Genomic DNA, 14250 nt, shown 5'->3' on the forward strand with positions numbered 1-14250 from the left:
CACGCTCATGACCCAACACAGTCGTAACGTACTGCTGAACCTGCTGCCGATCACCCTGGCGGTGTTTGTCGCTTTCCTGATTATCGGCCTGCAACTGCCCGTGCTGCCGTTACACCTGAACCACACGCTGGGCATGAGTACGCTGGTGGTGGGCGTGGTGGTGGGCGCGCAGTTCGCGGCGGCGTTGCTGTCGCGGGCCTGGGCCGGCAACTTTGCCGACATGCGCGGGCCCAAGCGCGCGCTGTTGATGGGCATGCTGGTGGCCGCCAGCTCCGGGTTGCTGTACCTGGCGTCGTTGGGGTTTGTGGATTCCCCGGTAGTGTCGGTGTGGATTCTGCTTGCCGGGCGCGTGGTGCTGGCCCTGGGTGAAAGCCTGATCATCACCGGCTCCATGGGCTGGGGCATGGGGCTGGTCGGGCCGCAGAACGCCGGCAAGGTCATGGCCTGGATCGGCATTGCGATCTACGCCGCCTTTGCACTGGGTGCGCCGTTGGGCGTGGCGATCAACCAGCAATGGGGCTTCAGCGGTATCGCCGTCGGCACGATGTTGTTGCCATTGCTCGCCCTGGGGATTGTGGCGGGCGCCAAAGGCGTCGCACCTACCAGCCAGCGGCGCACCTCGTTTTACAAGGTGCTGGGCGCGGTGTGGTTACCGGGCCTGGGGCTGGCGTTTTCGAGCATCGGCTTCGGGGTGATCACGGCGTTTATCGCGCTGTTATTCGCGAGCAAGGACTGGGGCAATGCGTCGTTCGCGTTTACCGCCTTTGGCGTGGCGTTTATTGGCGCGCGGATTTTCTTCGGGCACCTGCCGGACAAGCTCGGCGGTGCCGGCGTCGCGCTGGTCTGCGTAGTGATAGAGGCGGCGGGGCAGTTGTTGATCTGGGGCGCCGGCTCACCATTGATGGCCTACGTGGGGGCGGCGTTGACCGGTTTTGGTTATTCGCTGGCCTTCCCGGGTTTTGGTGTGGAAGCGATCAAACGCGCACCGCCGCAAACACGTGGGCTGGCCATGGGGGCGTATGTCGCGTTTCTGGACATCGCCCTGGGCATCAGCAGCCCGTTGGCCGGTGCTTTGGCGGGTGCAACGGGTGTGGCGTCAGTGTATTTGGCGGGTGCCGTGGCCGTCGCGTGCTCCGTGGTGGTGGCGTGGGCATTGTTGGCGAAACAACCCGCGCTCAGCGCTTGCTGAACGCCAGCCGCGCGGCAAACAACACGAAGATCAAACCGGTGGTGCGGTCCAGCCACTGGATGACCTTTTCCCTGCGCAGGAAGCCGGAGAGCGGCCGGGTGGCGCCAATCAACACCAGCGACCACACCAGCCCCAGCACCACGTGGATGCTGACCAGGCCGAAAGTCCAGGCGATCAGCGAATGGCCTTGGGGGATGAACTGCGGCAGGAACGACACGTAGAAAATCCCCACCTTGGGGTTCAGCACGTTGCCCAGCATGCCTTTGAGGAACCAGTTGCTGCTCGGCTTGCCCTCGGTTTGGGCGGCGGACAACGAGCGGCGCGGGCGCAGCAGCATGTTCAGGCCGAGCCAGGCCAGGTAGGCGGCGCCGCAGTATTTCAAGACGTTGTAGGCCAACTCCGACACCGCGATCAAAGCGCCCAGCCCAAACGCAACCGCTGCGCCCCAAACCAGGCAGCCCGCGTTGATGCCGAGGGTGGCTTGCAGCGCCTGGCGCTTGCCTTCCACCGTGGCGGTACGCAACACCAGCGCGGTGTCGAGCCCGGGGGTGAGGGTGAGCAGGGCGGCGGCGAAGGTGAAGGCGAGGAGGTTGTCGGTGATGGACATGGGCCGATGCCTGCAAGTAAAGGTGGGTGAAAGTTAGCACCGATCGGCAGGCGGGGCGCAAAACCCTGAGACTTCCCGGCGAAAATCTTCATAATGGCGGCCAATTTGTTTAGCCCGTTATTCTGGTGTGCCCGCATGGAAATTAAGGTCAACTTTCTCGACAACCTTCGGCTTGAAGCCAAGTTCGATGATTTCACGGTGATCGCCGACCAGCCGATTCGCTACAAGGGCGACGGTTCGGCGCCGGGGCCGTTCGATTACTTCCTGGCTTCGTCGGCGTTGTGCGCGGCGTACTTTGTAAAACTGTACTGCGACACCCGCAATATCCCCACCGACAATATTCGCCTGTCGCAGAACAACATCGTCGACCCGGAAAACCGCTACAACCAGATCTTCAAGATCCAGGTCGAGCTGCCCGCCGACATTTCCGACAAGGACCGTCAGGGCATCCTGCGCTCCATCGACCGTTGCACCGTGAAGAAAGTGGTGCAGGCTGGCCCGGAATTCGTGATCGAAGAAGTCGAAAACCTCGACGCCGACGCCCAGGCCTTGCTGATGCCTGCTTCCAGTTCCGAAGCAGGCACCTACATCGCCGGTAAAGACCTGCCGCTGGAGCAGACCATCGCCAACATGTCCGGCATCCTGGCCGGGCTGGGCATGAAGATCGAGATCGCCTCGTGGCGCAATATCGTGCCCAACGTCTGGTCGTTGCATATCCGCGATGCGCATTCGCCGATGTGTTTCACCAACGGCAAAGGCGCCACCAAGGAGGGCGCGCTGGCGTCGGCGCTGGGCGAGTTTATCGAGCGCCTTAACTGCAACTTTTTCTACAACGATCAGTTCTGGGGTGAGGAGCTGGCCAACGCGCCGTTCGTGCATTACCCGGATGAGCGCTGGTTCCAGCCTGGGCCCAACGACGAGCTGCCAGGCGAAATTCTCGATGCTTACTGCCGCAAGGTCTACGACCGCGAGGGCGAATTGCGTGGCTCGCACCTGTTCGATACCAACTCGGGCAATGAAGCCCGTGGCATTGTGTCGCTGCCGTTTGTGCGCCAGTCGGACGGCGAGGTGGTGTACTTCCCGTCCAACCTGATCGAAAACCTCTACCTCAGCAACGGCATGAGCGCGGGCAATACCCTGGCCGAAGCCCAGGTGCAGTGCCTGTCGGAGATTTTCGAGCGTGCGGTGAAACGCGAAATCATCGAAGGTGAATTTGCCTTGCCGGATGTTCCGGCGCACGTGTTGGCCAAATACCCGAGCATTCTGGCAGGCATTCAAGGGCTGGAAGCCCAAGGCTTCCCGGTGCTGGTCAAGGACGCGTCCCTGGGCGGCGAATTCCCGGTGATGTGCGTGACCCTGATGAACCCGCGCACCGGCGGCGTGTTTGCCTCGTTTGGCGCGCACCCGAGCCTGGAAGTCGCTTTGGAGCGCAGCCTCACGGAGTTGCTGCAAGGCCGCAGCTTCGAGGGCTTGAACGACTTGCCGCAGCCGACCTTCGAAGGCCAGGCGGTGACCGAGCCAAACAACTTCGTCGAACATTTCATCGACTCCAGCGGTGTGGTGTCGTGGCGCTTCTTCAGTGCGCAGTCGGATTACGAGTTTGTCGAGTGGGATTTCTCGGGCGAGGGTGCAGACTCCAACGCCCAGGAAGCCGCGACGTTGTTCGGCATTCTGGAAGGTATGGGTAAAGAGTCCTACATGGCCGTGTACGAACACCTCGGTGCCAAAGCCTGCCGCATCCTGGTGCCGGACTACTCGGAAATCTACCCGGTGGACGACCTGATCTGGGACAACACCAACAAGGCGCTGTTCTTCCGGGCCGACATCCTCAACCTGCACACGCTCGATGACGATGAGCTGCACGCGTTGGTCGAGCGCCTGATCGAAAGCGAGCTGGATGACTACACCGACATCACCACCCTGATCGGCATCGAGTTTGACGACAACACGGCATGGGGTCAGCTGACCATCCTGGAGTTGAAGCTGCTGATTTTCCTGGCCTTGAAGCAATATGAAGAAGCCAAGGAATGCGTGGAGATGTTCCTGCAATACAACGACAACACCGCCGACCGTGGCCTGTTCTACCAGGCGATGAATGCGGTGCTGGAGATGGAACTGGACGACGACCTGGCGCTGGACGACTACGAGGCCAACTTCCGCCGTATGTTTGGAGATGAGCGGATGGACGCGGTGATTGGCTCGGTGGACGGCAGCGTGCGGTTCCATGGCCTGACGCCGACCAGCATGAAACTGGAAGGGTTGGACCGGCATTTGCGCCTGATCGACAGCTACAAAAAGCTGCACAGCGCACGCGCCAACATCACCTCAGCCTGACGCAAACCCTGTGGGAGCTGGCTTGCCTGCGATGGCGGCGAGTCAGCTTGCACTTCTGTTGACTGACGGAGCGCCATCGCAGGCAAGCCAGCTCCCACAGTTGACCGGGTACAGCCGTGAAATCATCCGCAGGATGTTTGGCAGTGCTACAAGAAGCTGCACAGCGCACGGGTGACCATCATCTCAACCTGAAACACAAAACCTGTGGGAGCGGGCTTGCTCGCGAATACGGTGCATCAGTCACTGAATTTGTTGACTGACACTCCGCATTCGCGAGCAAGCCCGCTCCCACAAGGGTTCTCTATTGTTTGGGCGACTGGTTAGATCAGCGCCAGCGCCTGCGCCAGGTCTGCCCTCAGGTCTTCCACGTCTTCAACCCCCACCGACAACCGCACCAGCCCGTCACCAATGCCCAGTTGTGCCCGCGTTGCCGCCGGAATGCTCGCATGGGTCATGATCGCCGGGTGTTCGATCAGGCTTTCCACGCCGCCAAGGCTCTCGGCCAGGGCGAAGATCTTCACGTTTTCCAGAAAGCGTGTGGCGCCTGCCAGGTCAGTGTTCAGGTCCACTGAAATCATTCCGCCAAAGCCGCGCATCTGTTTTTTCGCCAAGGCGTGCTGTGGGTGAGATTCCAGGCCGGGGTAGTGAACGCGCGAGACTTGCGGCTGTTTTTCCAGCCAGTTCGCCAGGTCCAGTGCGTTGCTGCAATGGCGCTCCATGCGCAGCGCCAGGGTTTTCACGCCGCGCAGGGTCAGGAACGCGTCGAAAGGCCCGGCAATGGCGCCCACCGAGTTTTGCAGGAAGCCCAGGCGTTCGGCCAGTTCCGGGTTGTGGCCGACGATAGCGATGCCGCCGATCACGTCGGAGTGGCCATTGAGGTATTTGGTAGTGGAGTGCACCACGATGTCGAAGCCCAGCTCCAGCGGGCGCTGGATCCACGGGCTGGCGAAGGTGTTGTCGGCCACGCAGATGATGCCGCGGTCGCGGCACAGGCGCGCGATGGCGCTCAGGTCGGTGAGGCTCAGCAGCGGGTTGCTCGGGGTTTCGACCCAGACCATGCGCGTGTTGTCTTGCAACGCGGCTTCGAAGGCCTGCAGGTCGCTCAAGTCGACATAGCTGAAGCGATGGCCGGCGCTGCGTTGGCGCACCTTGTCGAACAGGCGGAAGGTGCCGCCGTACAGGTCATTGCCCGAGACGATATGCGAACCCGCATCCAGCAGTTCCAGCACGGTGGAAATCGCTGCGAGCCCGGAGGCGAAGGCAAATGCCGCGCTGCCGCCTTCCAGGTCGGCCACGCAGCGCTCCAGGGCAAAACGTGTCGGGTTGTGGGAGCGCCCGTAATCAAAGCCCTTGTGCACGCCGGGGCTGTCTTGCAGGTAGGTGGAGTTGGCGTAGATCGGCGGCATCAGCGCGCCCGTGGTCGGGTCGGGTGACTGCCCGGCGTGAATCACGCGGGTGGCAAACGCACTTTTATCGGACTGACTCATGCAAGGGATCTCCGTAGATGGTTGAGCAGGTCGACGCGGGTGATCAGGCCGTGGAAGCCCGACGCGTCGGCAATAATGGCGACCAGGCCGCGATCCAGCTCCGCCTGCAACTCGGCGAGGCTGGCACCAGGGGCCAGGGTTTCAGGGGTCTTGGTCATGGCGCCGGCCACGGTCATGGAAAAGTGCGTTGCGTCCTGGTGAAGGCCCAGCAGGATGTCGGATTCATCGATCACGCCGGCCAGATGTTTGCCGTCCACCAGCACCGGCAGTTGCGAAACGTCCGCCAGGCGCATGCGCTGGAAGGCGGTGAGCAGGGTGTCGTCGGGGCTGACGCTGATTACGCGGCCGTCTTCAAAACGGCGGGCGATAAGGTCGCGCAGGTCGCCGTAGTGCTTGTATTGCAGCAGGCCGGCGTCGTTCATCCATTGGTCGTTGTAGACCTTGGACAGGTAGCGCGTGCCGGTGTCACACACGAAGGTGACCACGCGTTTGGGCTCGGTCTGCTCGCGGCAGTAACGCAAGGCGGCGGCGAGCAGGGTGCCGGTGGACGAACCACCGAGAATGCCTTCGGCCTTGAGCAGTTGGCGCGCATGGTCGAAGCTTTCTTCGTCGCTGATGGAGTAGGCGTGGCCCACGCTGGAGAGGTCGGCAATCGAGGGAATGAAATCCTCGCCGATGCCTTCCACCGCCCAGGAGCCGGGAGTTTCCAGTTTGCCGCTGCGGCTGTATTCAGCCATCACCGAACCCACCGGGTCGGCGAGCACCATGGTCAGTTCGGGTTGCACGCGTTTGAAGAAGCGGGTCAGGCCGGTGAGTGTTCCGGCCGAACCCACGCCCACCACAATCGCGTCCACGTCGTGCTGGGTTTGCGCCCAGATCTCCGGCGCAGTGCCTGTTTCGTGGGCGAGGGGGTTGGCCGGGTTGTTGAACTGGTCGGCGAAAAACGAACCGGGAATATCCTTGGCCAACCGCGCGGCCACGTCCTGGTAATACTCGGGGTGGCCCTTGCCCACATCGGAGCGGGTGATATGAACCTCGGCGCCCATGGCTTTGAGGTGCAGTACCTTTTCCGTGGACATCTTGTCGGGCACCACCAGCACCACACGGTAACCCTTGGCCCGGCCGACCAGCGCAAGGCCCAGGCCGGTATTGCCGGCGGTGGCTTCGATGATGGTGCCGCCGGGGCGCAGGCGGCCGTCGCGCTCGGCGGCGTCAATCATCGCAAGGCCGATGCGATCCTTGATGGAACCACCGGGGTTTTGCGATTCAAGTTTGAGAAACAGCGTGCACGGGCCGGTATCAAAACGGCTGACACGAACCAGCGGCGTATTGCCGATCAGCTCGAGGACGGCGGGGCGGGAAAGCGTGGGCATGTCGTCACCTGAAATACGGGATGGGCGTAGTGCGGGGGGACAGTAAAAAAGCAAAGCATGGCTAGGAACATAGGCCGGGATCGCGTCGGTCGCAACCGGGCGGTCCGTTGGATGTCTTTTTTTGGCGCATTGCGGATCGGGGGTGGGCCGCCGCAAGGGGCGACGGTTGCGCAGCCGCCTCCAGCACCTGCTCCATGATCCCGGCCTGCCAGTCGAAATGCGAGTTGAAGGTCAGCCTCGCATGCACCTTGCCCGGTTCGCGATAACCCCAGTCCGAACACCATCAGTACCGGGCGATCAACGGTGTGCGCCTTCAGTTTGCTGCGCACGACTGTGCTGGTCTGATAGGACTGTGCGAAACCGTTGGTGAGAGCGTTCTGGTAACGCAGCGGCGTTTGCTGTTGCCTGGGGCCGTCGGGGTCACGCAACACGCCACGGCCGTTGGGTGTTTGTGGCAGCCATTACCGGGGCGCGTTCCAGTCCAGTTCCAGGCCGTGGTCGGTGTTCTGGAAGCGTCGGTCGCGCTCAAGGTTCAACAAGGTTTGCTGGCGGTAGTGTTCGAAGCTGTCGGGTGAGGATTGCGCCGGTGTTTGGCCAGTACTACCCTACTCGGCACCCAAGGTTTTTAGCGAGACGGAAATCGCAAAAACGGTCGGGAAAAATATATCGATTAGTTGCGAAAAGGGCGGCCTGGCGCAGCGATCAGCCCACGGGCCGATCGCCACTGCCAGCACGGTCCTACACGGAGCAGTCCGCGCCCAGAAGCATTTCCAACCGGCCAATAACCGTGTCGCTGGCGCGCTGCATGGGGGGCCGCAGTTCACTGCCAATCAAACCTTCAATAGCCAGCGCAGCTTTTACTGGCGCGGGGTTGGGTTCGATAAACAGTGTGTGTATCAAGGGCAGCAACTGGAAAAACGTCGCGCGGGCAGCCGCCAATTGGTTATCGCGCACTTGCTGATACAACGCGACAAAACCTTCGGTATGCACATGGGCCGAAGCAGCAATCGCGCCGCTGGCGCCCAGGCACAGCGCGTTGAAAATTTGGATGTCCTCGCCACACAGCACATCGACTTGGCCACTGGCGATCACTGCCAGGGTAGTGGCGAGGTTGCCGCCGCAGTCCTTGATCGCGACGATCCGCTCATGGGCGACAATACTGAGCAACGTCGCCTGTTCGAAGGTCACGCCGGTGCGGTAAGGAATGTCGTAGAGAATGATCGGCACGCTGGACGCATCAGCCACTGTGCGGAAAAACGCTTCAAGCCCTGCCTGGGACGGGCGGATATAGCTCGGTGCGGGCACCAGCAAACCGGCCACCGGGCGCTTGAGGATTTCGCGCTGGAACTGCAGCAGTTCGATCTGGTTGTTGCCCGATAACCCCATCACCACGCGCTGTGCGGGCACCAATTGCAGTACGGCATCCAGTACGGCGAGCTGTTCCTCACGGCTCAATGCCGCGGCTTCGCCGGTGGTGGTGCACACCATGATGCCGGCCACGTGCTTTTCCAGCAGGTGGCTGACCAGCCGGCGCAGGCCGATAAAGTCGATGGCGCCGCCATGAAACGGCGTGACCACGGGAACCCAGATACCTTGAAACGCTGACATGCACTTTCTCCTGATGATTGACCGATTGAGTCACCGTCAGAAGGGCAGAGGGAATTGTGCAAGGGGGAGGGGGCCTTCGCGCTCAATGTCCTGTCAGCTCATCTGACGGGACAGCGCGCCCCGGTCACATGAGCGACTGTTTCTTCGATTTGAGGGCGTGCGCCACGCAGCCTTGCGCCTTGGCGACAGCGCCAATGACGGAAAGGTTAACCAGCGACGTGGAAGACATGAATTGTCACACCCTGAAGAAGGGCTCCATCTTCAGGGGATGTGGCTGAATGTGTCAACCCTGCCGAAGCTGCTCGCGCACAAATTGCGCGACCTCGGCCATCAGCTCGGCATCTTCCGGCGCGCCCATGAAACCGCCATGGGGCATGGCTTCGAATACATGCAACTGCGCCGGTACCTTTGCCTGGCGCAGGGCGCGGTGCATGCGCACGGTATTGGAAAGGAACAGATCCCGCGTGCCACTTTGCAGGAAGGTCGGCGGGAAGCCGGTCAGATCGCCGAACAGTGGCGACAGGTAAGGGTAGGACAAATCTGCGCCGGCGGCATACAACCGGTTGGCGCCCATCAGCGAGCCTGGCAGCACTACGTCTACAGTGCGGTTGACCTGGAAGCTGTCGCCCGATTCGGTCAAGTCCACTTCCGGCGACAACAGCACCAGCGCCGCCGGCAATGGCAAGCCTTCGTCACGGGCGCGCAGGACCATGGCGGCCGCCAGGTTACCGCCCGCCGAACGTCCGCCGATCACAATATGGTTCGGCGCGTGACGCTTGAGTACATGGCGGTAGATGGCCATGCAGTCGTCCAGGGCGGCGGGGTAAGGATGATCGGGCGGCATGCGGTAATCCACGCCGTAACCGATCACATTGTGCAGGTCGGCCTGTTTTCCGGCGGCGATGCGGCAGTTTTCACCACCGCCGAACACCAGCGCGCCGCCATGCAGGTCGATATAGGCAAAGTCTGAGCCTTCCGGCGGCGTGGCCACATGCACCGTAGCGTTTTCCACCGTCAGGGTCTGCAGGCTGGCGCGCAGGAGGCCCGCCTGCCCGGCGTTGGCGCTGGCGTAGTTTTGGTCGACGGCTGCTTGCAGGCGCCGCCAGCCGTCGTGGTCCTCGGGGGCGGGCAGGGCGTGCAGCGCGTTGAAAGGTACGCCATCGGCGTTGACCAGGCGATCGAGCGTGGCCCGGGCCTCGGCGCTGATCGAGTGGGGAGCCGGGACAGTGCGCGGTTCAAGTTTGACGCCGTGGTTCATGGGCGGGCAGCTCGCGTTCGACAACGGGGAGCGGCAAGGATGACAGAACACAGGTTGTTGTGGGAGCGGCTTGCCAGCGAAAGCGGTGGTTCAGGCGACATCTCTGTTGGCAATGCCACCCTCTTCGCAGGCAAGCCAGCTCCCACATTGGATCTTCATTAGCTCATTGGTAGATTCAGCGCCCGGCCACGGCGGCTTCAATGGCGGCAATGTCAATTTTGGTCATGGTCATCATGGCGTCGAATGCGCGTTTGGCAACGGCAGGGTTCGGGTGAGTGACCGCGTCGGTCAATACGCGGGGGGAAATTTGCCAGGACAGGCCCCACTTGTCCTTGCACCAGCCGCAGGCACTCGGCTGGCCTCCGTTGTCGATGATGGCGTTCCAGTACCGGTCGGTTTCGGCCTGATCGTCCGTGGCTATCTGGAACGAAAACGCTTCGGTAGGCGGGAACGCCGGCCCGGCGTTCAGCCCAAGGCAGGGGATGCCCACGACGGTGAATTCGACGGTCAACACGTCGCCCTGTTTGCCGGCCGGGAAATCCCCCGGTGCGTGGTGCACGGCCTTTACGGCGCTGTCCGGGAAGGTTTGGGCGTAGAACGTGGCGGCCTCAAGGGCGGTGCCGTTGTACCAGAGGCACAGGGTATTTTTAGGGTTCATTTCCAGGCTCCACAGTTGATGGGTGCGTGGAGTTTAGATGAGCGCCAGACTTGGCTCGGCAGAAAAGCTGTTGTTCAATCGCCGCCTTGTCGATCACGGACCAAACGTGCGCGATTTTCCCGTCGACGAGTTCGTAGAAAACGTTTTCATCGAAGGTGACGGTCTTGCCGTTGATCGGCAGGCCGAAAAACTCACCGCGTGGGGTGACGTGGAAATTCAGGCGGCTGGCAACCGTGGGCGGGTCGGCGACCAGCAACTGGATGCGAAACACCAGGTCGGGGATTTCACGAAAGTCGCGCTCCAGCATGGCGCGATAGCCTTCGAGGCCAACGGTGCTGCCGTTGTAGGTCACGTGCGCATGGACGAAGTGGCCGAGGCTGCCCCAGGCCTGGTGGTTCAGGCAATCAATGTAGCCGTGATAGAAGTCGGCGAGTTCGTTTCGGGTCATCAACGTTCTCCTGGGTTCGGGCGCCGTGCGCGCCCGGTGTTCGGGAGGGTCGTTATATCACCCGTGTGGCGCCTCACTCGAGTAATCCATGGCACGCAGGTCATCGAGCAGACCTGGCCCCTCGGGCCGCCAGTTCAGCTGGTGGCGCGTCCATTCGCTGCTGGCGCGCAGGTCGACCCCGGCGAACATGGCAAACCAACCGAAGTGCGCTGCAGACTCTTCAGTTTTGAGCGACACCGTGGAAATGCCCAGACCTTTGGCCACCACCTCGGCAATCTGGCGCGAGCTCACGCCTTGCTCTGCCACCGCGTGATAACGCGCACCGCGCTCACCGCGCTCGAGAACGCTGACATACAACTGCGCTACATCAGTGACGTGGGCCGCCGAAAAGCAGTTCGCCCCCTCGTTGATGTAGGCCGCTACGCCTTTTTCCCGGGCCAGTGCAACGTAATAGGTGATCAACCCCTGGCGTACGGTGTCGTGAACCTGAGGCAAGCGCACCACGCGTACATCAATGCCGGCCTCCAGTTGGCGGTTGCCTTCGAGTTCCGAGGCGACACGCGGATTAGGGTGCGCGGCATTGAACACGTCCTCCCGCGCCAGGTCATCACCGCCGTTGTGGCCCATACCGGTCCCGGAAGTGATGATCAAAGGGCGCTGGCTGCCTTGCAGTACCGCGCCCATGGCGCTGATCACCCGGCGCTCTTTTTCGCAGTTGGCGACGAAATGGTTGAAGTCATGATCAAAGGCGGTGTGAATCACGGCATCGCAGGGCTCAAGGGCGCTCACCCAGGCGTGCGGGTCTTCCAATGTGCCGCGTTGAGCGTGTGCGCCTTTGGCCTCCAGTACCTGGGCGCTGGCATCCGAACGCACCAGGCCTGTAACCTGATGCCCATCGGCAAGCAGGTCCGACACCACGCGTGAACCAATAAAGCCGTTTGCTCCGGTAACAAAGATACGCATATCAGCACTCCTGAAGTAAATTCAGGAGGCAGCATCAGGCCAGGCGCACTGCTACAAAAGTAGTGGCTTTATCAGGGTATAGATTCCAACAGGCTAGCGATGACCACACTTTCCGATAACCCCTTGGGTGATTTCCTGCGGGCGTGCCGTTTACGCCTCGATCCCGTGTCTTTCGGCTTCGTGACCGGGCGCCGCCGAACGGCCGGGTTGCGTCGCGAAGAGGTCGCCCAACTCGCCCACATCAGCCCCACCTGGTACACCTGGCTGGAACAGGGGCGTGGCGGCGCGCCGTCGCGGGAGGTGCTGAACCGCATTACGGCAGGGCTGCGCCTGACGGCGCCGGAGCGTGAGCATTTGTGGATACTCGCGTTTGGTCATCCGCCGGAAACCCGCATAACGGGCGGCGATGAAGTGACTCCGCGCCTGCAACGGGTGCTGGACAGCATCACGACGCCGGCTATTGTGCGCACGGCGGCCTGGGACGTGGTCGCCTGGAACCATCAGGCGACGCTTGTGCTCAAGGATTACGGCCAATTGCCGCCCGAACGGCGCAATATCCTGCGGTTGCTGTTCACTGACCCCGACGTGCGCGGCGTGCAAGCCGATTGGCACGCCGTGGCCCGTCTGGTGGTGAATGCCTTTCGCGCCGACGCCGCGCGCCTGGGGCCGTCGCACGAAATCGATGCACTGGTGCAGGAGCTTTCCTGCATCAGCCCCGACTTCGATCATTTCTGGCGCAGCAATGACGTGGCCGGATACGAAGGTGGCCTCAAGCACTTGAACCATCCTCACCTGGGGCCGATCACCCTTGAGTTTTCCAACTTTCTGGTCGAGGGGCGGCCGGATTTGATGATGATGGTGTTCAACCAGACGGCGTGATACGGCGCTTAAGTGGCGGCCAGCTTATCGGCGCGGGTGGTGGAACGCGTGGCGCGCAGTGCCATCACCCACGCCAGCATCGGCGCAAGAACGAACAGCGCAAACAGCCAGCGTGCTGCATGGCTGGCGCCTTCATTGCCCAGCGGGTCGTTGATACCGGCCATGTTCGAGATCACACCGGCCAGCGCGGCGCCCAGCGCCATCGCGAACAGTTGCAGGGTGGTTATCGACGACGCGGCGGTGTCCTTGTCCTGGGCCGAAGCCACTTGCAGGATGCGTGTGAGCAGATGCGGCCAGCCCAGGCCGATGCCGAAACCGACCATGAACAACCCCAGGCAAATAGGCGCCAGGCGCGACCATTCACCGACGCTGGCCGACGGTGTGGTGACTGCCAGCAGCACCAGGCCCGCCACAATAAACAGCGGCCCCGCGAGGATGGCATAGTGGGCGCGGCGCCCGGTCCAGCCGGAGCTGAGGATTTCCGATACGGTCCAGCCAGCCGCCATCAGCGCGGCCATATAGCCGGCAATCAACGGCGACTGACCGTGCAGGTGTTGCAGGAAATACGGCATGAAAATCTCGCTGCTCATGCCGATCACCAGCAGGCAGGTGGTGGCGTACAGCGCGCAAAGCGGGGTGCTGAACTTCAACGCATCCCGAGGCAGCAGGCGTACCGTAGCCCGGGATTCCTGGCGAATCAGCAGCGCCACCAGCACGGCGCAGGCGCCGATGCCCAGCAGGTTCCAGCTGGGCAGCGACGAGACACTGCCCGCGCAGACCGCCAGCACGGCGGCGGCCAGCAACACCAATTGCGGCACCGGTAACGGTGCGCTTGCCGTGGCTGTTGCGTCGCGGGGAGGCAACGCCCGGCAGGTGAGCACGATGTAGGCCAGGCTCACCGGCACCATCGAACCGAAGGCGAAGCGCCAGGCGTCCATCTCGGCGAACACGCCACCGACTGCCGGGCCGACCAGCGTCGCCACCCCCCACATGCCCGAGACCAACGCCATCGCGCGCGGCCACAGGCGTTCTTCGAATACCAGTTGAATCATTGAGTAGCAGAGCGCGAGCAACATGCCGCCGCCCAGCCCCTGAATCGAACGCCCCGCCAGCATCACCGGCATGCTCGGTGCCACGGCGCAGATCAGCACGCCGACCATGAAGATGACGGTCGCAACGGCATACGCCTGTCGTGGGCCTGTGCGTTGCAGCAGCCGTGAGGTGAGGGCAGAGCCGAGGATCGAGGCCACCACATACAACGTGGTGCTCCAGGCGTACAACGCCAGGCCACCGATTTCTGCAACCACCGACGGCAGAATCGTCGTCGCGATGTAGGTATTGGTGGCATACAGCGCGATGCCGCCTGAAAGGGCCAAAGAACGGGTGCCGTTCTTGCCACGGAGCAACTCGCTCCAACTGCTGTCTTGGGTGTGCATCAACGATTCC

The 14250-nt window shown here is 62.3% G+C and carries 12 protein-coding genes and 1 pseudogene; 3 read left to right on the plus strand and 10 right to left on the minus strand.

Features of this window, described 5'->3' with window-relative positions; translation table 11 throughout:
- Positions 1-7: 7 nt before the first annotated feature.
- The gene (locus tag AB4P94_RS20855) at positions 8-1189 is read left to right on the plus strand and encodes an arabinose transporter (RefSeq protein ID WP_395607222.1); all 1182 of its coding nucleotides are present in this window, start codon (positions 8-10) and stop codon (positions 1187-1189) included.
- Here the strand turns inward: AB4P94_RS20855 and AB4P94_RS20860 are convergent.
- Positions 1176-1796, minus strand: coding sequence for a LysE family translocator (locus AB4P94_RS20860; protein ID WP_395607223.1), 621 nt, complete (start codon positions 1794-1796; stop codon positions 1176-1178). The two genes, AB4P94_RS20855 and AB4P94_RS20860, sit on opposite strands and share 14 nt — an antisense overlap.
- 135 nt (positions 1797-1931) lie before the next feature.
- On the opposite strand from AB4P94_RS20860, the gene AB4P94_RS20865 reads away from it, so the two are divergent.
- Positions 1932-4130 (plus strand): OsmC domain/YcaO domain-containing protein, encoded by a 2199-nt coding sequence (locus tag AB4P94_RS20865; protein ID WP_395607224.1) that lies wholly within the window; start codon positions 1932-1934, stop codon positions 4128-4130.
- Positions 4131-4450: 320 nt separating this feature from the next.
- On the opposite strand, the gene AB4P94_RS20870 is transcribed toward AB4P94_RS20865, so the two are convergent.
- From AB4P94_RS20870 to AB4P94_RS20905, 8 genes and pseudogenes are all read right to left on the minus strand, one after another.
- Complete coding sequence (locus tag AB4P94_RS20870) at positions 4451-5617, minus strand: cystathionine gamma-synthase (RefSeq protein WP_395607225.1); 1167 nt, start codon at positions 5615-5617, stop codon at positions 4451-4453.
- On the minus strand, positions 5614-6990 hold the full coding sequence (locus AB4P94_RS20875) for a pyridoxal-phosphate dependent enzyme (protein ID WP_395607226.1): 1377 nt from the start codon (positions 6988-6990) through the stop codon (positions 5614-5616). Before AB4P94_RS20875 ends, AB4P94_RS20870 begins: the two co-directional genes overlap by 4 nt.
- 172 nt (positions 6991-7162) lie before the next feature.
- Positions 7163-7273, minus strand: a pseudogene (locus AB4P94_RS20880) (alpha/beta hydrolase); the annotation flags it as partial.
- 455 nt (positions 7274-7728) lie between these two features.
- Positions 7729-8598, minus strand: coding sequence for a 4-hydroxy-tetrahydrodipicolinate synthase (gene dapA, locus AB4P94_RS20885; protein ID WP_395607227.1), 870 nt, complete (start codon positions 8596-8598; stop codon positions 7729-7731).
- Between the two features lie 283 nt (positions 8599-8881).
- Positions 8882-9856 carry an alpha/beta hydrolase gene (locus AB4P94_RS20890; protein WP_395607228.1) on the minus strand — a complete coding sequence of 325 codons (975 nt, stop codon included), beginning with the start codon at positions 9854-9856 and terminating at the stop codon, positions 8882-8884.
- 175 nt (positions 9857-10031) lie between these two features.
- Positions 10032-10514 (minus strand): VOC family protein, encoded by a 483-nt coding sequence (locus tag AB4P94_RS20895; protein WP_395607229.1) that lies wholly within the window; start codon positions 10512-10514, stop codon positions 10032-10034.
- On the minus strand, positions 10504-10962 hold the full coding sequence (locus AB4P94_RS20900; protein WP_395607230.1) for an ester cyclase: 459 nt from the start codon (positions 10960-10962) through the stop codon (positions 10504-10506). The genes AB4P94_RS20895 and AB4P94_RS20900 overlap by 11 nt, the downstream gene beginning before the upstream one ends.
- A 57-nt stretch (positions 10963-11019) precedes the next feature.
- Positions 11020-11925 carry an SDR family oxidoreductase gene (locus AB4P94_RS20905; RefSeq protein WP_395607231.1) on the minus strand — a complete coding sequence of 302 codons (906 nt, stop codon included), beginning with the start codon at positions 11923-11925 and terminating at the stop codon, positions 11020-11022.
- A 99-nt stretch (positions 11926-12024) separates the two neighbouring features.
- Between AB4P94_RS20905 and AB4P94_RS20910 the strand changes: the two genes are divergently transcribed.
- Complete coding sequence (locus AB4P94_RS20910; protein ID WP_395607232.1) at positions 12025-12804, plus strand: helix-turn-helix transcriptional regulator; 780 nt, start codon at positions 12025-12027, stop codon at positions 12802-12804.
- Between the two features lie 8 nt (positions 12805-12812).
- On the opposite strand, the gene AB4P94_RS20915 is transcribed toward AB4P94_RS20910, so the two are convergent.
- Positions 12813-14240, minus strand: coding sequence for an MFS transporter (locus tag AB4P94_RS20915; protein ID WP_395607233.1), 1428 nt, complete (start codon positions 14238-14240; stop codon positions 12813-12815).
- Between the last annotated feature and the right edge of the window lie 10 nt (positions 14241-14250).

Source organism: Pseudomonas sp. B22129, assembly GCF_044218875.1.
Lineage (GTDB): Bacteria > Pseudomonadota > Gammaproteobacteria > Pseudomonadales > Pseudomonadaceae > Aquipseudomonas.

What these genes read in the sequence shown, in the direction of transcription:
- AB4P94_RS20905 (WP_395607231.1), bottom strand. Translation starts at nt 11,925, where the DNA reads ATGCGTATCTTTGTTACCGGAGCAAACGGCTTTATTGGTTCACGCGTG.
- AB4P94_RS20890 (WP_395607228.1), bottom strand. Translation starts at nt 9,856, where the DNA reads ATGAACCACGGCGTCAAACTTGAACCGCGCACTGTCCCGGCTCCCCAC.
- AB4P94_RS20860 (WP_395607223.1), bottom strand. Translation starts at nt 1,796, where the DNA reads ATGTCCATCACCGACAACCTCCTCGCCTTCACCTTCGCCGCCGCCCTG.
- dapA (WP_395607227.1), bottom strand. Translation starts at nt 8,598, where the DNA reads ATGTCAGCGTTTCAAGGTATCTGGGTTCCCGTGGTCACGCCGTTTCAT.
- AB4P94_RS20865 (WP_395607224.1), top strand. Translation starts at nt 1,932, where the DNA reads ATGGAAATTAAGGTCAACTTTCTCGACAACCTTCGGCTTGAAGCCAAG.
- AB4P94_RS20870 (WP_395607225.1), bottom strand. Translation starts at nt 5,617, where the DNA reads ATGAGTCAGTCCGATAAAAGTGCGTTTGCCACCCGCGTGATTCACGCC.
- AB4P94_RS20900 (WP_395607230.1), bottom strand. Translation starts at nt 10,962, where the DNA reads ATGACCCGAAACGAACTCGCCGACTTCTATCACGGCTACATTGATTGC.
- AB4P94_RS20875 (WP_395607226.1), bottom strand. Translation starts at nt 6,990, where the DNA reads ATGCCCACGCTTTCCCGCCCCGCCGTCCTCGAGCTGATCGGCAATACG.
- AB4P94_RS20895 (WP_395607229.1), bottom strand. Translation starts at nt 10,514, where the DNA reads ATGAACCCTAAAAATACCCTGTGCCTCTGGTACAACGGCACCGCCCTT.
- AB4P94_RS20910 (WP_395607232.1), top strand. Translation starts at nt 12,025, where the DNA reads ATGACCACACTTTCCGATAACCCCTTGGGTGATTTCCTGCGGGCGTGC.
- AB4P94_RS20915 (WP_395607233.1), bottom strand. Translation starts at nt 14,240, where the DNA reads ATGCACACCCAAGACAGCAGTTGGAGCGAGTTGCTCCGTGGCAAGAAC.
- AB4P94_RS20855 (WP_395607222.1), top strand. Translation starts at nt 8, where the DNA reads ATGACCCAACACAGTCGTAACGTACTGCTGAACCTGCTGCCGATCACC.